Source organism: Propionicimonas sp. T2.31MG-18, assembly GCF_964266745.1.
Lineage (GTDB): Bacteria > Actinomycetota > Actinomycetes > Propionibacteriales > Propionibacteriaceae > Propionicimonas.
Genome location: NZ_CAXWGX010000001.1, coordinates 52675 through 73573, shown reverse-complemented (window position 1 = coordinate 73573; position 20899 = coordinate 52675). Strand labels below are relative to the sequence as shown.

At 71.3% G+C, this 20899-nt stretch carries 16 protein-coding genes; 11 read left to right on the top strand and 5 right to left on the bottom strand.

What is annotated here, in order from left to right:
- Window positions 1–108: 108 nt before the first annotated feature.
- Window positions 109–1323 carry a phosphotransferase gene (locus tag ACFQQJ_RS00345; RefSeq protein ID WP_377103070.1) on the top strand — a complete coding sequence of 405 codons (1215 nt, stop codon included), beginning with the start codon at window positions 109–111 and terminating at the stop codon, window positions 1321–1323.
- Between the two features lie 12 nt (window positions 1324–1335).
- On the opposite strand, the gene ACFQQJ_RS00340 is transcribed toward ACFQQJ_RS00345, so the two are convergent.
- Window positions 1336–1653: a DUF1905 domain-containing protein gene (locus tag ACFQQJ_RS00340; protein WP_377103069.1), complete on the bottom strand. Its 318-nt coding sequence runs from the start codon at window positions 1651–1653 to the stop codon at window positions 1336–1338.
- Between the two features lie 383 nt (window positions 1654–2036).
- Here ACFQQJ_RS00340 and ACFQQJ_RS00335 point away from each other — a divergent pair, with 383 nt between their 5' ends.
- From ACFQQJ_RS00335 to meaB, 4 genes are all read left to right on the top strand, one after another.
- Window positions 2037–3002 (top strand): helix-turn-helix transcriptional regulator, encoded by a 966-nt coding sequence (locus ACFQQJ_RS00335; RefSeq protein ID WP_377103068.1) that lies wholly within the window; start codon window positions 2037–2039, stop codon window positions 3000–3002.
- A 145-nt stretch (window positions 3003–3147) separates the two neighbouring features.
- Window positions 3148–4986: a methylmalonyl-CoA mutase small subunit gene (gene mutA, locus ACFQQJ_RS00330; RefSeq protein WP_377103067.1), complete on the top strand. Its 1839-nt coding sequence runs from the start codon at window positions 3148–3150 to the stop codon at window positions 4984–4986.
- Window positions 4983–7142 carry a methylmalonyl-CoA mutase gene (gene scpA / locus ACFQQJ_RS00325; RefSeq protein ID WP_377103066.1) on the top strand — a complete coding sequence of 720 codons (2160 nt, stop codon included), beginning with the start codon at window positions 4983–4985 and terminating at the stop codon, window positions 7140–7142. The genes mutA and scpA overlap by 4 nt, the downstream gene beginning before the upstream one ends.
- Before the next feature lie 108 nt (window positions 7143–7250).
- Window positions 7251–8369, top strand: a complete 1119-nt coding sequence (gene meaB / locus ACFQQJ_RS00320; protein ID WP_377103065.1) for a methylmalonyl Co-A mutase-associated GTPase MeaB — start codon at window positions 7251–7253, stop codon at window positions 8367–8369.
- A gap of 60 nt (window positions 8370–8429) precedes the next feature.
- Here the strand turns inward: meaB and ACFQQJ_RS00315 are convergent, their stop codons facing one another.
- Window positions 8430–9287, bottom strand: a complete 858-nt coding sequence (locus ACFQQJ_RS00315) for a YjjW family glycine radical enzyme activase (protein WP_377103064.1) — start codon at window positions 9285–9287, stop codon at window positions 8430–8432.
- Complete coding sequence (locus ACFQQJ_RS00310; RefSeq protein ID WP_377103920.1) at window positions 9284–10825, bottom strand: YjjI family glycine radical enzyme; 1542 nt, start codon at window positions 10823–10825, stop codon at window positions 9284–9286. Before ACFQQJ_RS00310 ends, ACFQQJ_RS00315 begins: the two co-directional genes overlap by 4 nt.
- Window positions 10826–10982: 157 nt before the next feature.
- On the opposite strand from ACFQQJ_RS00310, the gene ACFQQJ_RS00305 reads away from it, so the two are divergent.
- The 6 genes from ACFQQJ_RS00305 (at window position 10983) to ACFQQJ_RS00280 (ending at window position 17590) form a co-directional block, all read left to right on the top strand.
- Window positions 10983–12035 (top strand): BMP family protein, encoded by a 1053-nt coding sequence (locus ACFQQJ_RS00305; protein ID WP_377103063.1) that lies wholly within the window; start codon window positions 10983–10985, stop codon window positions 12033–12035.
- Window positions 12036–12189: 154 nt separating this feature from the next.
- On the top strand, window positions 12190–13752 hold the full coding sequence (locus tag ACFQQJ_RS00300) for an ABC transporter ATP-binding protein (RefSeq protein WP_377103062.1): 1563 nt from the start codon (window positions 12190–12192) through the stop codon (window positions 13750–13752).
- Window positions 13749–14864, top strand: coding sequence for an ABC transporter permease (locus ACFQQJ_RS00295; protein WP_377103061.1), 1116 nt, complete (start codon window positions 13749–13751; stop codon window positions 14862–14864). Before ACFQQJ_RS00300 ends, ACFQQJ_RS00295 begins: the two co-directional genes overlap by 4 nt.
- Window positions 14861–16120 carry an ABC transporter permease gene (locus ACFQQJ_RS00290; protein WP_377103059.1) on the top strand — a complete coding sequence of 420 codons (1260 nt, stop codon included), beginning with the start codon at window positions 14861–14863 and terminating at the stop codon, window positions 16118–16120. The genes ACFQQJ_RS00295 and ACFQQJ_RS00290 overlap by 4 nt, the downstream gene beginning before the upstream one ends.
- Window positions 16116–16529, top strand: a complete 414-nt coding sequence (locus ACFQQJ_RS00285) for a cytidine deaminase (protein ID WP_377103918.1) — start codon at window positions 16116–16118, stop codon at window positions 16527–16529. The genes ACFQQJ_RS00290 and ACFQQJ_RS00285 overlap by 5 nt, the downstream gene beginning before the upstream one ends.
- A 2-nt stretch (window positions 16530–16531) precedes the next feature.
- Window positions 16532–17590: an adenosine deaminase gene (locus tag ACFQQJ_RS00280; RefSeq protein ID WP_377103916.1), complete on the top strand. Its 1059-nt coding sequence runs from the start codon at window positions 16532–16534 to the stop codon at window positions 17588–17590.
- Window positions 17591–17616: 26 nt separating this feature from the next.
- Here the strand turns inward: ACFQQJ_RS00280 and pflA are convergent, their stop codons facing one another.
- Together pflA and pflB are read right to left on the bottom strand one after the other, a co-directional pair.
- Window positions 17617–18489, bottom strand: coding sequence for a pyruvate formate-lyase-activating protein (gene pflA, locus ACFQQJ_RS00275; RefSeq protein ID WP_377103058.1), 873 nt, complete (start codon window positions 18487–18489; stop codon window positions 17617–17619).
- Between the two features lie 2 nt (window positions 18490–18491).
- A complete protein-coding gene (pflB, locus tag ACFQQJ_RS00270; RefSeq protein ID WP_377103057.1) occupies window positions 18492–20762 on the bottom strand; it encodes a formate C-acetyltransferase in 2271 nt (756 codons plus the stop codon).
- Between the last annotated feature and the right edge of the window lie 137 nt (window positions 20763–20899).

The following is a 20899-nucleotide window of genomic DNA, read 5'->3' as shown; positions in this document are numbered from 1 at the left end:
TCCGCCGCGACCCGGCCGGCGTCCGGGTCGACGGATGGCCCGTCGTTGTAGGAGAGCGGAGCGTGTCACCAGTAGTGTTCTGCCAGCCAGCGCTGACAAGGAGGTGAGGTGCCCGCGTCCGATCCCGACGGTTCGGTCCTGCTCACGTCCGACGATGTGGGCGCCCTGCTCGCCGCAGCCGTCCAGCACGCCGGCGGGACGCTCGTCTCCTGGGCCCTCGACCACGTGGACGCCAACCCGGCCCAGTCCACCACCGCCACCTACTCCGCGCTCGTCGACTGGCCCTACGGCCGCCGGGAGGAACTGCTCGGCGTCAGCGCCCGGGCCTCGGGCCCCGCGGACACCGACACCGCGGCCGAGATCTTCGCCGACGGCCAGCGCGAGGTCGCGGTGTGGATCTACCCGCAGGACCCCGACCTGCCCGGGCTGGCCCGCGCGGCCTACGCCGAGTCGATGGCGGAGGTGGCCAACAGCCACCACGTGTTCTCGCGCCCCGTCCAGCCCGACGACCTGAACCTGCAGATGATCGGCTACCGGCCCAGACGCCGCGCGGTGGTCAGGGTCGGACTCGGCGACCAGGTCGTCTATGTGAAGGTCCTCCGCGCCCGCCTCTTCGACGACGTGCTGGCGCGCCACCGGCTGCTGGAGCAGGCCGGTGTCCCTGTCGCCGAGGTGGCGGCCACCACCGACGACCACCTGCTGATCCTGCGCGAACTTCCCGGCCAGCCGCTGGCCCGGGCGATCTTCGGCACCACGGAGCCGTGCACGGCGGAGGGCCTGATCGAGCTGCTCGACTCCATGCCCGCCTCCGTCGCCCGGCTGGAGCGGCGTCCGCCGTGGTCGGACGCGGTGCGCCACTACGCGCGCATGGTGTCGGCCGCGATGCCGAGCCTCGAGCCCAAGCTCAACCGCCTGGTCGACCTCATCGGACAGGGCCTCGCGCCGATCCCGCCGGGGAACGAGCCCACCCACGGCGACTTCCACGAGGGCCAGGTGCACGTCGCGGGGGGACGGGTGTGCGGCCTGCTCGACACCGACACCGTCGGGCCCGGCCGGCGCGCGGACGACCTCGCATGCCTGGTGGCGCACCTGTCGACCATCCAGCGCATGAACGCCAGCCAGGAGGCGCGCGTGCACCAGCTCATCCGGCGCTGGGTCCCGGTCTTCGACACCCGGGTCGACCCCGCCGAGCTGCGGTTGCGCTCGGCGGCGGTGATCATCTCCCTGGCCACCGGCCCGTTCCGCGGCCAGGAGCCCGACTGGGAGCGGGAGACCGCCACCATGATCGGCTCGGCGGAGGCGCTGGTCCGCCAGGTCAGCTGAGCGGACGCCCCCTCAGGCCTGGGTGCCGACGGCGACGGTGACCGCCACGGGCTCGCCCGGACGGATCCCCTCCGCGGAGCGCACCGCGTCCTTCACGGGCAGCAGGTAGCCACCCTCGCGGGGGAACAGCGAGGTGGTGAACCGCGTGCGGCCGATCGTCGCCGTCACCGGGATCACCCCCCAGCCGTAGGTGAGCGCTCCGGCCACCTCGCCGATGGCCTCGCTCGCCCCCTCGGGCAGCGGCAGGAAGTGGTAGGGCGCCGGCCCGCGCCACTCCACCAGCGCGGCGGAGAAGCTGAACTCCATGCCGATGTCGGCTCCGGGCGCCATCCGCGTCCCCCTGTCCGGGTCGTCGGTTCCGTCGTCAGTACAGGCGCACCCCCAGCCGCGCGTCAAGGCGGTTCAGCTCCCACCGTGCGGCGACGCCCGGGGACCGGCGACCCGGCGCGACGTCGTCGACGAGGGAGTCCGGCAGTTCGGGGAGCCAGCGGGGCCACCACCGCTAGGCCGCGCGCGCGGCGGCGCGGGCGCGTTCGAGGACGCCACTCGCCGGAACGCCGTCACCGACCACGGGGGCGGGCCGCGCCGGTCGACGGAGGTCGGCAGCAGGGGTGCGGAGGGTGATTCCTTGTGTCATGGATCGACCGTAGAGTTGATACCGGACGTTCTACTTCCGGATTGTTCCGGACCATCGCGACGAATCCGGAGGAACCTTGGCCGCTCGGACGCAGGAGAGCAGCCCGACGGCCCGCGCGCTGCTCGTCCTCGAACTGCTCCAGAACCAGCCCGGGACGACCGCCGGCCAGCTCGCCCGCGAGCTCGGGGTCTCCGAGCGCGCCGCACGACGCTACGTCGGGATCCTGCGCGAGGCCGAGATCCCCGTCCTGTCCGAGCGGGGCCGCCACGGCGGCTACCGGGTGGGGCGGGGCGTCCGCCTGCCGCCTCTGGTGTTCAGCGCCACCGAGGCCCTCGGCGTCGTGATGGCGGTGCTGGAGGGCCACCACGAGACCTCCGACAGCGCGGACCCGGTGGCGAACGCGCTGCGCAAGATCATGCGCGCGCTGCCCGAGGCCGTGGCCGCCCAGGCCGAACTGGTGCGACGGACCGCCCGCCCGGTGCCCGACCGGCACGCCGCACCCGCGGACCCGTCGGTGACCGCCCGGCTCGTGCACGCCTGCTCGCTGCGGCGGCAGGTGCGGATCGGCTACCGCCACGAGGACGGCACCGAGTGGTCGAGCCGGGTGGAGCCGTGGTCCGTGGTGGTCCGGCAGGGCCGCTGGTACCTGCTCTCCCGGCGTGTCAGCAACGCGGCCCTGCGCACGTACCGGCTCGACCGGATCCGCAGCGTCGAGCTGCTCGAGGACGCGTTCGAGCCGCCCGCGGACCTCGACCCGGTCGCCCTGCTCGAGCGCAACTTCGCCCTCGGCTGGGCGTACCCCACCGAGGTGGTGATCGAGGCGCCGGCGGAACGGGCGTCCGCCTGGGTGCCGGCGACCATCGGACGGATCGAGCCCGTCGACGACGCCTCCTGCCTGCTCCTGGGCAGCACGAACGACCCCGACTGGTACGCCGAGATGCTCGCCGGCATCCCGGCTCCGTTCCGGATCGTCGGCGGGCCAGAGCTGAGGGACGCGGCCAGGGCGCTCGCTGGCCGGCTGCTCGCCGCCTGCCGGACCTGACCCGTCCCCGGCCGAGGTACCCCGGACCGGCCTCCCGGAGGCTGTTCCGCGCACGTTGTCCACCATGTGGCGGGGGGTCTTGCGCACCCGTCCCGAATTGGTCAGGCCGGAACGGTGCCGGGGGTGGCGGCGATAGGGTGAGGCCATGACCGACACGCCCCTTCAGCTTGCCGGCGATTTCGCTGCTCCCAGCCGTGACGACTGGGAGGTCGAGGTCCTGAAGGTCCTCAACCGGCGACGTCCCGAAGGCAAGGAACTGACCATCGATCAGGCCATGTCGCGGCTGCGCACCAGCACGGTCGACGGCCTGACCATCGAGCCCCTGTACACCGAACCTGTCGGGCCGCTCGGAGTGCCGGGCGCGATGCCCTTCACCCGTGGCGCCTCCGTCCACGGCACCGCGTGGGACGTCCGCGCGCTGCACGAGGACCCCGACGTCGCGTTCACGAACGCCGAGGTGCTGGCCGACCTCCAGCGCGGGGCCACGTCGTTGTGGCTGCGCGTGGGCGAGGGTGCCATCGCCGCGGACGACCTCCCCGCAGCCCTCGCCGGCGTGAAGCCCGCGCTGGCCCCGGTCTCGGTCTCCAGCTCCACCGACCAGGTCGCGGCGGCGAAGGCGCTGGCCGCGTTCTGGACGGGGACGGGTGCCACCGGCGCCAAGGGCAACCTCGGCCTCGACGCCCTGGCCCTGGCCGCCCGCACCGGCGAGAAGGCCGACCTGGCCCCGCATGCCGAGTGGGTGCAGGCCGTGCTGGCAGAACTGCCCGGCGTCCGCGCGCTCACCGTCGACGTGCTGCCCTACGACGATGCCGGCGCCGGCGACGTCGACCAGCTCGCCTTCGCCATCGCCACCGGCGTCGCCTACCTGCGCGACCTCGAGGCGGCGGGGGTCTCCCCGTCCGCGGCCTTCGGCCAGATCTGCTTCCGGGTCTCCGCCAACGCCGACGAGTTCCTGACGATCGCCCGCCTGCGCGCGCTGCGGCGCCTGTGGGCACGGATCGGCGAGGTCTCCGGCGTACCGTCGGCGTCCCGCGGCGCGGTGCAGCACGCGGTCACCTCCTGGCGGATGATCACCAGGGACGACCCCTACGTGAACCTGCTGCGCGGCACGATCGCCACGTTCTCCGCCGCCGTCGGCGGGGCCGAGGCGATCACCACGCTGCCGTTCGACACCGCCGTCGGCCTGCCGGACGACTTCAGCCGCCGGATGGCCCGCAACACCCAGCTGCTCGCCGCGGAGGAGTCGAACATCGGTCGGGTCAACGACCCGGCCGGTGGCTCCTGGTACGTCGAGAGCCTCACCGACCAGCTCGCAGCGAAGGCCTGGGACGCGTTCCAGGCGATCGAGGCGGCCGGCGGCATGGTCTCCGCGCTCGAGTCCGGCATGGTCGCCGAGCGGATCGCCGGTACCACCGCCGAGCGTCGCACGCGGCTGGCCACCCGCAAGCAGCCGATCACCGGCGTGAGCATGTTCCCGATGAAGGACGAGAAGCCGATCACCGCGCGTCCCCGCCCGGCAGCCCCCGCGGCCGCCGGCCTCGCGCCGGTGCGCGACTCCGAGGTCTTCGAGGCGCTGCGCGACCGCGTCACCGCTGCGGTGGAGAAGCCGAAGGTCTTCCTCGCCTGCCTCGGCGCCCGCCGCGACTTCGGTGGCCGCGAGATGTTCACCTCGAACGTCCTGCTGGTCGCCGGCATCGACTTCCCCGGTTCGGAGGGCGGCAGCCCCGAGGAGATCGCGGCGCAGGCCGCGGCGTCCGGGGCGAAGATGGCGATCCTGTGCTCGTCGGCGAAGGTGTACGCCGGCCAGGCCATCGCCGTCGCCACCGCGCTGAAGGGCGCGGGTATCGAAACCGTCTACATCGCCGGCCGCAGGACAGAGACCGGCGCAGAGGACACGTCCGTCATCGACGGCGAAGTGTTCGACGGAATGGACGTGGTCGCCTTCCTTGAGGGCACCCTTGACCGGATTGGAGTGGCCCAGTGAGCGCCATCCCCGATTTCGCTGGCATCGAGCTCGGTGCCCCGTCCGTCGAGGACGCCAGCCCGGCGCTCGCCGAGGGCTGGCTGACCCCCGAGCACATCCTGGTGCCGCCGCTGTTCGACGACTCCGCCTACGAGGGCCTGGACTTCCTCAAGACGTACCCCGGCATCCCGCCGTTCCTGCGCGGGCCCTACGCCACCATGTACGTCAACCAGCCCTGGACCATCCGGCAGTACGCCGGGTTCTCCACCGCGGAGGAGTCCAACGCGTTCTACCGGCGCAACCTGGCCGCCGGCCAGAAGGGCCTGTCGATCGCGTTCGACCTGGCCACCCACCGCGGCTACGACTCCGACCACCCGCGGGTGACCGGTGACGTCGGCATGGCGGGTGTGGCCGTGGACTCGATCCTGGACATGCGGCAGCTGTTCGACGGCATCCCGCTGGACCAGATGTCGGTCTCGATGACCATGAACGGCGCGGTGCTGCCGATCCTGGCGCTCTACGTCGTCGCGGCAGAGGAGCAGGGGGTGAAGCTGGAGCAGCTCGCGGGCACGATCCAGAACGACATCCTCAAGGAGTTCATGGTCCGCAACACCTACATCTACCCGCCGGCGCCGTCGATGCGGATCATCGCCGACATCTTCGCGTTCACCTCGGCCCACATGCCGAAGTTCAACTCGATCTCGATCTCCGGCTACCACATGCAGGAGGCCGGGGCGACCGCCGACATCGAGATGGCCTACACCCTGGCCGACGGCGTGGAGTACATCCGCGCCGGCGAGTCCGTGGGCCTGAAGGTCGACCAGTTCGCCCCACGGCTGAGCTTCTTCTGGGCCGTCGGCATGAACTTCTTCATGGAGGTCGCCAAGTTCCGCGCGGCCCGCCTGCTGTGGGCCCGCCTGGTGCGCCAGTTCGAGCCGAAGAACCCGAAGTCGATGAGCCTGCGGACGCACAGCCAGACCTCCGGCTGGTCGCTCACCGCCCAGGACGTGTTCAACAACGTGGGCCGCACCTGCCTGGAGGCCATGGCCGCCACGCAGGGCCACACCCAGTCGCTGCACACCAACGCCCTGGACGAGGCCATCGCCCTGCCGACCGACTTCTCGGCGCGCATCGCCCGCAACACCCAGCTGTTCATCCAGCAGGAGTCGGGCACCTGCCGGGTCATCGACCCGTGGGCCGGCAGCGCGTACGTGGAGCGGCTCACCTACGAGCTGGCCCGCAAGGGCTGGGACCTCATCCAGGAGGTCGAGCTCGCCGGTGGCATGGCCAAGGCGATCGAGGCGGGCATCCCCAAGATGCGCATCGAGGAGGCCGCGGCCCGCACCCAGGCCCGGATCGACTCCGGTCGCCAGCCGCTGATCGGCGTCAACAAGTACACGGTCGAGAACGACGTGATGCCCGAGGTGCTGAAGGTCGACAACGCCAAGGTGCGCGAGGAGCAGGTCGCCAAGCTGCAGCGGCTGCGCGCCGAGCGCGACCAGGCGGCCACCGACGCCGCGCTGGAGAAGCTCACCTGGGCCGCGTCCAACCCCGACTCGACCGACCCCGAGCGGAACCTGCTCAAGCTCGCCATCGACGCCGCGCGCGCCAAGGCCAGCGTGGGCGAGATCTCCGACGCGCTGGAGAAGGTGTTCGGCCGCTACACCGCCAACATCCGTACGATCTCCGGTGTGTACAACTCCGAGTCGGGTTCCACCGAGGCCGTGGCCAGGGCCCGCGCCCTGGTGGACGAGTTCGAGAAGGTCGAGGGACGCCGTCCCCGCATCCTGGTCGCCAAGATGGGCCAGGACGGGCACGACCGCGGCCAGAAGGTGATCTCGACGGCGTTCGCCGACCTCGGCTTCACCGTCGACGTCGGCCCGCTGTTCCAGACCCCGGAGGAGACCGCCCGCCAGGCGGTGGAGTCCGACGTCCACGTGGTCGGTGTCTCGTCGCTCGCCGCCGGCCACCTCACGCTGGTGCCGGCGCTGCGCAAGGCACTGGACGAGCTCGGCCGTCCGGACATGATGATCGTGGTCGGCGGGGTCATCCCGCCGCAGGACTTCGACGAGCTGTACGCCGCCGGGGCCGACGCGATCTACCCGCCCGGCACCGTCATCCCGGAGTCGGCGATCGAGCTGCTCGCGAAGCTGCGCGAGCGCCTCGACGCTGCGTGACCAGCAGCTAGACGGGCCGAGCCTGCCGGAGTCCCGGCAGGCTCGACCCTTCTCCCCGGAACGCTGGTGGGTCCCGTCCGGACCGCCGGCGTGGAATGAGGAAGCGCAATGACTGAGGAACGGCCGCCACTGTGGCTGGAGTCCGACCCGACACCGGGTCGCCAGTATGGGGACACCGCGCCGCCGCGGCGTGACCCGGCGCTCGTGCGCCGTCCGAACCTCGACCCCGAGCTGCTCGCCGACCAGGTGCTCTCGGGCCAGCGCGGCGGCATCGCCCGGGCGATCACGCTGGTGGAGTCCAGCAAGCCCTCCCACCACGCCGTCGCTGCCGACCTGCTGCGCATCCTGCGCCCGCACACCGGCAGGGCGGTGCGCGTCGGCATCACCGGCGTCCCCGGCGCGGGCAAGTCGACGTTCATCGACGCCCTCGGCCGGCGGCTCATCGACCAGGGCCACCGGATCGCCGTGCTGGCCGTCGACCCGACGTCGGCGAAGACCGGCGGCTCGATCCTGGGTGACCGGACGCGCATGGGCGAGCTCGCGCAGAGCGAGCGGGCCTTCATCCGTCCCTCTCCTGCCGGCAGCCACCTCGGCGGCGTGGCCCGCACCACGCGGGAGTCGATGCTGGTGCTCGAGGCGGCGGGCTACGACGTCGTGCTGGTGGAGACCGTCGGCGTCGGCCAGTCCGAGGTGGCCGTCTCCGGCATGGTGGACACCTTCCTGCTGATCACCCTGGCGCGCGCGGGCGACCAGCTGCAGGGGATCAAGCGGGGCATCCTCGAGATGGCCGACGTGATCACCGTGAACAAGGCCGACGGCGAGCACGAGGGCGAGGCCCGGGTCACCGCGCGCGAGCTCTCGATCGCGATGAAGCTGATCAACTCCGACCCGAAGGCGCCGCGACCGCCGGTGCTCACGTCGAGTTCCCTCACCGGCAAGGGGCTGGACGAGGTGTGGCAGGCGATCCTCGCCCATCGCGCAGCCCTGGAGGAGGCCGGCGAGCTCGACGCGCGCCGGGCCCGCCAGCAGCGGGAGTGGCTGTGGGCGCTGGTGCGGGGCGAGCTGGAGGACGCGCTGCGCGCTTCACCGGGGGTGAGTGCGATCCGCGCCGGCCTCGAGGCGGACGTGGAGAGCGGCGAGCTGTCGGCCCTCGAGGCCTCCGACGCCATCCTGCGCGCGTTCGCGGTGGACGCCCCTGGCCTCTGGCCGCCCCACCGCAGGCACTGAGGGCTGGCCCGGCTCGGGCGACGTGCTCCCGCGCTGGCGGGTCGATCCGGCCTGACCCCGCTACACGACCACCAGGTCGAAGTCGCCGACGCCCCGCAACACGTCGGCGTAGTGGGCGCGCTGGGCTGCGGTCGGCTCGCGCAGCGGCACGGGCGAGGGACGCACGCCGTGGTGGCGGAACCCGATCACCTTCACCCGCATCCGCGGGTCGACGGACGCCAGCCACGCCCCGGTGCGCTCGAGGACGGCGTCGTCGTCGTTCACGCCGGCCAGCATCAGCAGCCGCACCTCGAACAGCTTCCCGCGCGCGGCGAGCAGGCGGATCGAGTCGAGCACCCGGGCGTTGGACGCGCCGGCGATGCGCCGGTGGAGGTCGTCGTCGAGGCACTTGAGGTCGATCATCGCGGCGTCGAGCACCGGGTCGAGCAGGTCCCAGGTCGCCACGTCGGCGTCGCCGTTGGAGTCCACGAAGCAGGTGAGCGCGGGGAAGCGGGCCTTCACCTGCGCGAACAGCGCGTGCAGGAACGCCGGCTGGGCCGTCGCCTCGCCGCCCGAGACGGTCACGCCGGCCAGGAACGGCACGGCCGGACGCAGGCGTTCGACCAGGTCGGCCACCTCAAGGGTGCGGGCCTTCGGGGTGGAGTCGTACTCGCAGACGTCCAGGCAGGTGTCCCCGCCGGTGCAGGTCGCGGCGTCCCAGACGACCTTGCCCGCCCGGTCGACCGACAGCGCCCCCGACGGGCAGGACGCGACGCAGTCCCCGCAGTCGATGCAGGGGTTGATCGTGTACGGGTTGTGGCAGGCCAGGCAGTCGAAGGTGCACCCCTGGAGGAAGACCACGAACCGGTTGCCCGGGCCGTCCACCGCGGAGAACTCGATGACGTCGGTGACCAGCCCGGTGCCTGCGCCCGTCGTCACCCCCGGGGGCTGAGCTCTGCAGCGATCACGCGCTTGACCGCTCGGGTGGTCACCGTGTGGTTGATCTCCGCGGTCGCGGCCAGATAGTCGCTGGAGTGGCGGGCACCGTGCTCCTCGACGCCCACCAGGTCGGACTTGCGGACGAGGTACCCGGTGATCCGGATGAACTCGTTGGAGTCGAGGTTGAACGTGAAGTCGCGCATGCCGACCTCGAGGGCACCCCGGATGACGTTGACCATGGCCTGCGGGTTGGCCGTCACGGTCTCGTCGACGTGGAAGATGTCGGAGATCCCGGCGGGGAACAGCGCGTGGTGCGGCGCGCAGGCCGCGATGTGCTCCCGCAGCCCGGGTTCGTCGCCGATCGGGATCCGGGTACCGGCGGTGGTGTCCAGGTCGAGGTCGATGCCGCTCTGGCTGTGCAGGTAGGCGAAGCCGTTCCCGCCGCCGCAGTAGGGCAGGGGACGGGCGGCGACGAGGTCGGAGATCCGGCGCGTGATCGTCCAGGCCGCGACGTTCGCCCGCTCGTCGTGCCCGTAGCGGGCGTCGGTGCCCTCGCGGGCCATCAGCTCGTTCACGCACTCGGCCAGCCCGAAGACGCCGAACATCAGCGAGAACCGGTCGAGGTCGACCAGTCCCTCGGTGGCCAGGAAGTTGCTCGCGAAGAACCCCTGGTCCTCCACCAGCGAGCGGATCCGCGCCTCGCCCAGCTCGCAGGTCAGCTCTACCCAGTGCGGCAGGGACTCCGCGCAGAACGCGTCCAGCCCGCCCGCGTGCCGGGCGACGGCCTCCTTCAGGTTCAGCCGGACGAGGCTGTGCGCGCCGCCGCGGGTCTTCAGCGAGTTGTAGCAGCTGACGACCGCGTAGTCGGTGCCGTGGTCGGCGACCATCATCGGGTGGTTCACGAAGTGGGGCTTGCCGGTGACGAACACCGTGCGGACCGCGTCCTCGATGAGGTCGTCCGGGGTCAGCTCCGGGTCCACCTTGAGCGTGAGGTTGGGCACGACCTGGCGCAGCGACCGCTCGACGCGCCAGATGGAGCGGACCACCCGGGAGTCGCCCGGGCCGACGTTGGCGTGCACGAACGCGTCGGGCAGCAGGCGGTCCAGCTGGATCCAGAAGCGGCGCAGCTTCGCGTCCAGCTCCGCGTCCGGCAGGTCGGCGGGGACGAACGGCTCGAGCAGCGCGTCCAGGTCGCCCAGGTACACGGGGTAGGTGGTGACCGACGGCACCTGGCTGTAGAGGATGGTGAGGAACGACAGGGCGTCGTCCAGCGTCCTGGGCGGCTCGAGTTCGAGGTGTGCGACGCCGTTGCGCAGCGCCTTCGCGTAGTCGGGCAGCACGTAGCGGGGGGTGATCGGGCGGTTGCCCTCGTACATGTCGCAGATCACCCGCGCCTCGAGCGCCTCCGCGCAGAGCGGTGAAAGGGGCGGGTAGTCCAGGGCGTTCCCGGCGAGGGAGGCGAGCCGCCGCAGCTTCTGGTCGTAGCCGAGCGCGCGGCTGGTCACGAGGTTCTCCGCCTCGGCGCGGAAGGTGTCCATCTCCACCACCCCATGCTATCGCCGGGAGCGGTTGCTTACTTTTCGGTAACGGTTCGTCACAGGTCTCGCCGTCGTGGCAGAGCGCCGCCTCCGGGAGCACTAGAGTCACCAAATGGGTCGCCATCTAGCGACCCGGGAAATTCCAAAAGGAGACACCGTGCGACAGGTGATGAAGATCGTCATCGCGGCAACCGCCGCGGCCACCCTGACTCTCACAGCGTGCAGCAGCGGCGGCGCGGCAACCCCGTCCGCCAGCGGCTCCGCGAGTTCTGAGGCCCCCAAGATCAAGGTGGGTATGGCCTACGACGTGGGCGGGCGTGGGGACCAGTCCTTCAACGACTCCGCCGCCGCGGGCCTGGACAAGGCCGCCGCGGAGTTCGGCGTGGAGACCAAGGAGGCCGCGGCCACCAACGGTGAGGCCGAGTCGGCTCGCGAGGAGCGCCTCAACCAGCTGATCGACGCCGGCTACAACAACATCGTCGCCGTGGGCTTCGCCTACGCCGGTGCTGTCGGCAAGGTCGCCAAGGAGAACCCGGACGTCAAGTTCGCGATCGTCGACGACGCGTCCGAGGCCTCGACCGGCGCCAACATCATGAACATCACGTTCGCCGAGAACGAGGGCTCGTTCCTCGTCGGCGCGGCTGCCGCGCTGAAGAGCGAGGCCGGCCACATCGGCTTCGTCGGCGGCGTCGAGACCGACCTGATCAAGAAGTTCGAGGCGGGCTACGTGGCCGGCGCGAAGGCGGTCAAGGCCGACATCAAGATCGACTCCAAGTACCTCACCCAGCCGCCGGACTTCTCCGGCTTCGGTGACGTCGCCAAGGGCAAGGCTGCCGCTGAGGGCATGTACCAGAACGGCGCGGACGTGGTCTACCACGCAGCCGGCGGTTCCGGTGGTGGCGTCTTCACCGCGGCCAAGGCGGCCGGCAAGTGGGCCATCGGCGTCGACTCCGACCAGGCCAAGACCGCTGCCGAGGACGTCCGCGACGTCATCCTGACCTCCATGCTCAAGCGCGTGGACGTGGGCGTGTACACCTTCATCAAGTCCGTTCACGAAGGTTCCTTCAAGGCCGGCAACACCGTGTTCGACCTGAAGGCCGATGGCGTCGGCTACTCCACCACCGGTGGCCACATCGACGACATCACCGCGAAGCTGGACGAGTACAAGAAGCAGATCATCGACGGCACCATCACGGTCCCCGCGAAGTGATCTGAGCCCCACCAGAGGCTGAACACCGCGTCGGCCCGGGTCGCACCCACAGGTGTGGCCCGGGCCGACCCTTTTCCCACTAGAGTGCCGGGAGTCGGACGTGAGGGGTCGCCCCGCCTCCCCGTCCCACCGGGAAGCGACGAGGAGCGTACGCATGTCCACTGACGTGGAGTTCGAGCAACAACCTCCGGCGGCCGGTGCCGCGCTGGCCGTCGAGCTGAAGGGGATCACCAAGCGGTTCCCCGGCGTGGTGGCCAACCGCGACATCGCCCTCAGCGTCCGCAAGGGCACCATCCACGCCATCGTGGGCGAGAACGGTGCCGGCAAGTCGACGCTGATGAAGATCCTCTACGGCGTGCAGCAGCCGGACGAGGGCACGATCGCGATCAACGGCGAGCAGGTCGTGCTGAAGAGCCCCACGGAGGCGATCCGCACCGGCATCGGCATGGTGTTCCAGCACTTCATGCTGGCCGACAACCTGACCGTGCTCGAGAACGTGGTCCTCGGCGCGGAGAAGCTGCACGGCATCGGCGACGCCGCACGGGAGACCATCCGGCGCATCTCCGCCGACTACGGCCTGCGCGTGGAGCCCGACTCCCTGGTGGCCGACCTCGGCGTCGGCGACCGGCAGCGCATCGAGATCCTGAAGGTCCTCTACCGCGGCGCGCGGATCCTGATCCTCGACGAGCCCACCGCCGTGCTCGTGCCGCAGGAGGTCACCGAGCTGTTCGACCACCTGCGCGAACTCAAGGCCGAGGGCCTCACCGTGATCTTCATCTCCCACAAGCTCGACGAGGTGCTCTCGGTCGCCGACGACATCACCGTGATCCGCCGCGGCACCACGGTCGCTGCGGTCGACCCGACGCAGGTCACCGCGCGCCAGCTGGCCGAGCTGATGGTCGGCTCCGAGCTGCCCTCGCCGCAGACGGAGGAGTCCACCGTCACCGACACCGTGGTGCTGCGGCTGGACGGCGTCGAGCTGGCCGGGGTGGGCAACGCCAAGCTGCTGGACGGGATCACCCTCGACATCCACGCCGGCGAGATCGTCGGCATCGCCGGCGTCGAGGGCAACGGCCAGGCCGAGCTGGTCGAGGTGGTCATGGGCATGCGGCGCCCCACGGCGGGCCGGGTGTTCCTCTCCGACACCGACATCACCGAGGCCGGCGTGCGGGAGATCCGCGAGGCGGGCGTCGGCTACATCCCCGAGGACCGCCACCGGCACGGCCTGCTGCTCGAGGCCCCGCTGTGGGAGAACATGATCCTCGGCCACCAGACCCAGGCGCCGAACGTGAAGGGCGCCCTGATCGACGCCCGGGCGGCGAAGGCCGACACCGAACGGGTCGTCCGCGACTTCGACGTGCGCACCCCGTCCATCCTGGTGACCGCCGCGTCGCTGTCCGGCGGCAACCAGCAGAAGCTGATCGTCGGGCGCGAGATGAGCCACAAGCCGCGCGTCCTGCTCGCCGCCCACCCCACCCGCGGCGTCGACGTCGGCGCGCAGGCCGCGATCTGGGACCTGATCAAGTCGGCCCGGAGGGACGGCCTCGGCGTGCTGCTGATCTCGGCCGACCTGGAGGAGCTCGTCGGGCTCTCCGACACCATCCGGGTCATCCTGCGCGGCCGGCTGTCCGGTGAGTTCGACCCGGACGTGGTGACCAAGGAGCAGCTCGGCTCGGCCATGACCGGCGCTGACGGCGCGGAGGGGGACCTGCGATGAAGCTCGACGTGCGCAAGCTCGGCCTGGGGCTGGCGGCCCCTGTGCTCGCGATCGTGGTGGCGCTGCTGCTGACCACCCTGATCCTGCTGGCCGCCGGCGACCCGGTGCTCGCGGTGTGGCAGGTGCTGTTCAAGGCGCCCCTGCCCCGCCAGATGGTGGCGATCCTGAACGAGGCGACCGTGCTGTACCTGTCCGCGGTGGCGGTGGCGATCGGGTTCAAGATGAACCTGTTCAACATCGGCGTCGACGGCCAGTACCGGATCGCGTCCTTCGCCGCGGCGGTCTTCGCCGGGGCGCACTTCCTGCCCGGCTGGCTGAACATCATCGTCTCGATCATCGTGGCCATGGTGACCGGCGCCGTCTGGGCCGGTATCGCCGGCCTGCTGAAGGTCGGACGCGGTGTGTCCGAGGTCATCGCCACGATCATGCTGAACTACATCGCCACCTACCTGGTCGCCTTCATGCTGAAGAGCGCTGCGGTGAAGGTGGAGGGCTCCAACGCCACCAGTACACGGGTGCTGGCGGAGGACTCCCGCGTCCCCGGGATCAACCTCGAGGCGTTGCTGGGCACCGGGCGCGAGGTCTACGGCCTGGTGTTCCTCTCGATCGCCATCGGCGTCGCGTTCTGGTTCGTGCTGAACAAGACCAGGTTCGGTTTCGACCTGCGCGCGACCGGCCAGTCCGAGACCGCCGCCGTGGCCAGTGGCGTGAACGTGAAGCGGATGGTCGTGATCTCGATGCTGCTGTCCGGAGCGGTGGCCGGCCTGGTCGGCATGCCGCTGCTCTTCGGGCAGGACTTCGCCTACGGCGACACCGTGCAGGCGGGCCTCGGCTTCGCCGGCATCTCGGTGGCGCTGCTCGGGCGCAACAACCCGATCGGCATGGGCGTGGCCGCGCTGCTGTGGGGCTACCTCAACCAGCTGAGCAACGGCCTCCAGATCGGAGCCGGCGTCTCCGACAAGCTCGTCCTCATCATCCAGGGCATCATCGTGCTCTCGGTCGTCGTGGCCTACGAGGTCGTGCGCCGGGCCGGGCTGCGCATGGAGCAACGCCGGGTGGCACGTGAACTCGCCGCCCAGGCCCCCACCCAGGTGAAGGAGGTGGCGGCATGAGCGCCACGGCGACCCAGCCGCTCCAGGCGGCCCTGCCCACGGGGCGTCCCCGCTGGTACTGGCCGGCGCTGATCGGCGGGGCGATCGTCGTGATCGCCACCGTCCGGGTGCTCACCGGCGCCAACGACATCGACTCCTCCGGCGCGCTCGCCGCGGCGATCGGGCTGGCCATGCCGCTCGCCCTGGCCGGCCTCGGCGGCCTGTGGTCCGAGCGCTCGGGCGTGGTCAACATCGGCCTCGAGGGCATGATGATCCTCGGCACCTGGGGTGCCGCCTTCTTCGGGTTCCACTACGGGCCCTGGGCGGGCATCCTCGGCGCGGTGATGATGGGCGTCCTCGGCGGCGCCGTGCACGCCCTGGCCACGGTCATCTTCGGCGTCGACCACATCGTGTCCGGCGTCGCGGTGAACCTGCTGGGCCTGGGCGCGGGCTCCTACCTCGCCGTCCGCACCTTCTCCGGGCTGCCCGGCGGAGGCCCCACCCAGTCGCCGCCGCTGGACCAGCTGCCGTTCCTGTCCATCCCCGGGCTGGGCGACGCCCTGCTCCAGCTGGAGCAGTCGCGGACGTGGCTGGTGGCGGACCTGGCCGGCATCCTGCGCGCGGTGACCACCAACGTGAACGTGCTCACGGTGATCTCGGTCGGGCTGCTCGTGCTGACGTGGTGGCTGCTGTGGCGCACGCCCTTCGGCCTGCGGCTGCGGTCCTGCGGCGAGGCGCCGCAGGCGGCGGAGACCCTGGGCGTGAACGTGCTGCGCTACAAGTTCCTCGCCGTGCTGGTCTCCGGCGGCCTGGCCGGCCTGGCCGGCGGGTTCCTGGTGCTGGTGGCGTCCAACCTCTACCGCGAGGGCCAGACCGGTGGACGCGGCTACATCGGCCTCGCCGCGATGATCTTCGGCAACTGGCGCCCGGGTGGCCTGGCCGCCGGCGCGATGCTCTTCGGGTACGCGGACGCGATCCAGCTGCGCGGCCGGGGCGACGTGATCCACGCCTACCTGCTGCCGATCGGCCTGCTGCTGCTCGGCTGGGCGATCTGGCAGTACATCCGCCACCGCCACGGCCAGCCGATCCTCGGCCTGTGGCGCATCGCCCTCGCGCTCGGCGTGCTCGCCTGGTACGCGCTCACCGACGAGGTGCCGGCGGAGTTCACCAACATGACGCCGTACATCGCGACCCTGCTCGTGCTGGCCTTCTCGGCGCAGAGGCTGCGAATGCCCGCGGCGGACGGGCAGGTCTACCGGAAGGGCGAGGGCCATTAGCGTCGGCGTCGACTGGGACGGCCTGCGGGCCCGCGCCGCGGCGATGCTCGGGCGCGCGTACGTGCCGTACTCCCGGTTCCCGGTGGGTGCCGCCGCGCTGGTGGACGACGGCCGCGTCGTCACCGGGTGCAACGTCGAGAACGCCGCCTACGGCGTGGCGCTGTGCGCGGAGTGCGGCCTCGTGTCCGAGCTCGTCGCCACTGGCGGCGGCCGGCTGGTGGCCTTCACCTGCGCGAACGCGCTGGGGGAGCGCCTGATGCCCTGCGGCCGGTGCCGCCAGCTCCTGTGGGAGCACGGGGGGCCCGCCCTGCTGGTGGACACCCCCGCCGGCGTGCTGACGATGGATCAGGTGCTGCCGCAGGCGTTCGGTCCCGAGCAGATCACCCACGTGACCGGGGAGGACCTGTAGTGGTGGTGCCGATCGAGGTCTGCCGGGCGATGCCGAAGGTCGCCCTGCACGACCACCTGGACGGTGGGCTGCGCCCGGCGACGATCCTCGAGGAGGCTCGGGCGATCGGGCACCCGCTGCCGGCCGACTCCCCGCAGGCGCTCGCCGACTGGTTCTACGGCGCGGCCGACTCCGGCTCCCTCGAGCGCTACCTGGAGACCTTCACCCACACCATCGCGGTGATGCAGACCGCGGACCAGCTCCGGCGGGTGGCGCGCGAGTTCGTCGAGGACCAGGCCACGGACGGCGTCGTGTACGCCGAGGCCCGCTGGGCCCCCGAGCAGCACCTCGCCGGCGGGCTGAGCCTGCCCGCGGCGGTCGAGGCCGTGCGCGACGGCCTCGCCGAGGGCATGGCCGCGTGCGCCGACGCGGGGCGTCCCGTGATCGCCCGGCAGATCCTCACTTCGATGCGGCACGCCACCCCGAGCACCGACATCGCCGAGCTGGCCGTGGCCTACCGGCACGACTCGGTCTGCGGCTTCGACATCGCCGGCGCTGAGGACGGCTTCCCGCCCAGCCGCTTCGCCGCGGCGTTCGACTACCTCAAGCGCCGCAACATGGAGTTCACCATCCACGCCGGAGAGGCGTTCGGGCTGCCGTCGATCTGGGAGGCCGTCCAGCTCTGCGGCGCGTCCCGGCTCGGGCACGGCGTCCGGCTGGTGGAGGACATCGCCGCTGACGGCACGCTGGGAGAACTGGCCGGGTACGTGCGCGACCGCCGGATCGCCCTCGAGGTGTGCCCGTCCTCGAACCTCCAGACCGGCATCTGCGACACCATCGCCGAGCATCCGTTCGGGCTGCTCGCCCGGCTGCGGTTCCGAGTGACGGTGAGCTGCGACAACCGGTTGATGAGCCGCACCACGCTGAGCCGGGAGTTCGCCCTGCTCAGCGAGGCGTTCGGGTACGGCCTGGACGACCTGCGTCGCTTCAGCCTGAACGCGGCCAAGAGTGCGTTCCTGCCCTGGGACCGGCGACTGGAGCTCATCGACCAGGTGAAGGACGGCTTCGCGGCGCTGGCCTGAGCCGGCGTGCCGGCGGCCGTCCGGGTTCAGTAGGTGACCAGGCCCCGGTCGCGGAAGATCGCGCGGGTGGTGGCCAGCTGCTCCGGCGTGGGCGGCGGCGTCGCGGCCAGCGCGTAGTCCAGGCCGAGCTCGGTCCACTTGTCGCGGCCCAGCTGGTGGAACGGCAGCACCTCCACCCGGCTCACCGTGCCCAGGGACGCCGCGTAGTCGGCGACCGGGGAGATCGTGGACGGGTCGTCGGTGAGCCCGGGCACCAGCACGTAGCGGACCCACGTCTCGATCCCGGCCGTGGCGAGCCGGCGTCCGAACGCCAGCGTCGGCGCGAGCGCCCGTCCGGTCACCCTGCGGTAGGTGTCCTCGTCGCCGGCCTTCACGTCCAGCAGGACGAGGTCGACGTCGGCGAGCATCGCGTCGTCGGCGTTGCCGCCCAGGAAGCCGGAGGTGTCGATCGCGGTGTGCACGCCCAGTTCCTTCGCGCCCCGCAGCACCCGGCGCGCGAAGGCGGGCTGCGCGAGCACCTCGCCGCCGGAGAGGGTGATGCCGCCGCCGCTCGCCCGGAACACCCCGCGGTAGCGGCGGATCCGTGCCAGCAGGTCGTCCGCGCGGACCGGCAGGCCACGGTTGGCGTTCATCGTGTCGGGGTTGTGGCAGTACAGGCAGCGCAGCGGGCAGCCGGCGAGGAAGGTGGTCATGCGGGTGCCGGGACCGTCCACGGCGGTGACCAGCTCCCAGGAGTGCACCGACCCGACCTCCCCGGTGCGCTGGGCGCGCAGCAGCCCGGCACGGTCGAGACCGGTGGCCACCGGGACGCCCCCCAGCATCGGGGCCCGCGCCGGCGCAGCGGGGGAGAGCGCCCCGGGCTCATACCCCGGGGCGACCTCCACCGACGTCAGGGCCACGCTCAGACAGCCTCGTGGAACGTGCGCGACAGCACGTCCAGCTGCTGCTCCCGGGTGAGCTTGGTGAAGTTCACCGCATAGCCCGACACCCGGATGGTGAGCTGCGGGTAGTTCTCGGGGTTCGCCATCGCGTCGAGCAGCGTCTCCCGGTTCAGCACGTTGATGTTCGCGTGGTAGAGCCCCTCGCCGAAGCCGCCGTCGAGGATGCCGACGAGGTTGGCCACCCGCTCCGCCTCGGAACGCCCGAGGGCGTCCGGGGTGATCGTGTTCGTCAGCGAGATGCCGTCGAGCGCGTCGTCGTAGGAGAGCTTGCCGACACTGAGCATCGAGGCGAGCATGCCGTGGGTGTCGCGGCCGTTCTCCGGGTTGGCTCCCGGAGCGAACGGCGTCCCCGCGGCGTGCCCGCAGGGGAAGGCGCCGGTGGCCTTGCCGTAGACGACGTTCGAGGTGATGGTCAGCACCGACTGGGTGGGCACAGCGTCGCGGTACATCCGGATCCTGCGGATCTTGTCCATCACGGTCGAGACCACGAGCGAGGCCAGCTCGTCTGCCCGGTCGTCGTCGTTGCCGTACATCGGGAACTCGCCCTCGGTGAGGTAGTCCACGACCAGGCCCGAGTCGTCGCGGACGGGCGTGACCGTGGCGTACCGGATCGCCGACAGCGAGTCGGCCACGATCGACAGGCCGGCGATGCCGCAGCCCATCGTGCGCACGATCTCGTCGTCGTGCAGGGCCATCTCCATCGCCTCGTAGGCGTACTTGTCGTGGCTGTAGTGGATGATGTTCAGCGCCTCGACGTAGGTCTCGACAGCCCAGGTGAGCATCTCGTCGTACTTCGCCCACACGGTGTCGAAGTCGAGCGGGCCGTCGCCCTCGATGCCGGCGAGGCCGGGCACCACGAGCCGCCCGGACATCTCGTCACGACCGCCGTTGATGGCGTACAGCAGCGTCTTGGCCGCGTTGAGCCGTGCGCCGAAGAACTGCATCTGCTTGCCGATGGCCATCGGGGAGACGCAGCACGCGATCGCGGTGTCGTCGCCCCAGTGGCAGCGGATCTCCGCGTCCGACTCGTACTGGACCGCCGAGGTCTCGATCGAGATCTGCGCGCAGAAGTCCTTGTAGCCGGCGGGCAGCGCGGCGTCCCAGTAGATCGTGATGTTCGGCTCGGGGGCCGGGCCGAGGTTGCGCAGCGTCTGGAGCAGGCGGAAGGACGTCTTCGTCACCAGCGTCCGGCCGTCGTCGGCGAAGCCGCCGTCGGTCCAGGTGGCCCAGTACGGGTCGCCGGAGAAGATCTGGTCGTAGTCGATCGTGCGCAGGAAGCGGACGATGCGCAGCTTGGTGACCAGCGCGTCGATGACCTCCTGGGCCCCGGACTCGGTGATCATGCCCGCGGCGAGGTCGCGCTCGGCGTAGATGTCGAAGAACCCGGACAGCCGCCCGATGCTCATCGCGGCGCCGTCCTGGCTCTTCACGCTGGCGAGGTAGGCGAAGTAGGTCCACTGGACGGCCTCGACGAAGGTCGTCGCCGGGCGGGCGAGGTCGAAGCCGTACTCCTCGCCGAGGTTCTTCAGCTTCTTCAGCGCCTTGATCTGCTCGGCGTGCTCCTCACGGTAGCGGGCCCAGTTCTCGCTGAACGGCTGGTCGACGATGGAGTCCATGTCGGCCTTCTTGGCCTCGATCAGCCGGTCGACGCCGTACAGCGCGACACGGCGGTAGTCGCCGATGATCCGGCCGCGGCCGTAGGCGTCCGGCAGGCCCGTGACCAGGTGCGCGCTCCGTGCGGCCCGGATGCGGGGGGTGTAGATGTCGAAGACGGCCTCGTTGTGCGTCTTGCGGTAGCGGGTGAAGATCTCCTTGATCTTCGGGTCGGGGGTGAGCCCGGCCTCGGTGATGGCGGTCTCGACCATCCGCCAGCCGCCGGCCGGCATCATCGGCCGCTTCAGCGGGGTGTCGGTCTGGAGCCCGACGACCAGGTTGTCCTCGTCGCAGATGTAGCCGGCCGGGAACGCGTCCACGTCGGCGGGGATGCGGGTCTCGACGTCGTAGACGCGCTTCGCGCGCTCCACGCTGAGGTAGTCGCGCTGGAGGGTCTCCCAGACGGTGAGGGTGCGGGCGGTCGGCCCGGCGAGGAAGGCGGCGTCCCCGGTGTAGGGGGTGAAGTTGGAGAGGATGAAGTCACGCACGTCGATGCGGTCGGTCCACGGCCCGGTGGTGAAGCCCTCCCAGGCGTCGTCGCGGTAGAGCGGGGTTCGTTCCTCGACCTCGGCGGTCATCGGTCTCCTTCAGGGCGCAGGCGGGTGACGCCTGCTCGTCGTTGGGGAATTCTGTGCGCCGCGGCGTCGGGGTACGTGCCACGGGCGGGGCGGGGGTTGCCTGCCGACACCCAGACTAACTGAAATTGCGTACCTGG

What these genes read in the sequence shown, in the direction of transcription:
- ACFQQJ_RS00290 (WP_377103059.1), top strand. Translation starts at nt 14,861, where the DNA reads ATGAGCGCCACGGCGACCCAGCCGCTCCAGGCGGCCCTGCCCACGGGG.
- ACFQQJ_RS00340 (WP_377103069.1), bottom strand. Translation starts at nt 1,653, where the DNA reads ATGGCGCCCGGAGCCGACATCGGCATGGAGTTCAGCTTCTCCGCCGCG.
- ACFQQJ_RS00310 (WP_377103920.1), bottom strand. Translation starts at nt 10,825, where the DNA reads ATGGACACCTTCCGCGCCGAGGCGGAGAACCTCGTGACCAGCCGCGCG.
- mutA (WP_377103067.1), top strand. Translation starts at nt 3,148, where the DNA reads ATGACCGACACGCCCCTTCAGCTTGCCGGCGATTTCGCTGCTCCCAGC.
- meaB (WP_377103065.1), top strand. Translation starts at nt 7,251, where the DNA reads ATGACTGAGGAACGGCCGCCACTGTGGCTGGAGTCCGACCCGACACCG.
- ACFQQJ_RS00300 (WP_377103062.1), top strand. Translation starts at nt 12,190, where the DNA reads ATGTCCACTGACGTGGAGTTCGAGCAACAACCTCCGGCGGCCGGTGCC.
- ACFQQJ_RS00295 (WP_377103061.1), top strand. Translation starts at nt 13,749, where the DNA reads ATGAAGCTCGACGTGCGCAAGCTCGGCCTGGGGCTGGCGGCCCCTGTG.
- pflB (WP_377103057.1), bottom strand. Translation starts at nt 20,762, where the DNA reads ATGACCGCCGAGGTCGAGGAACGAACCCCGCTCTACCGCGACGACGCC.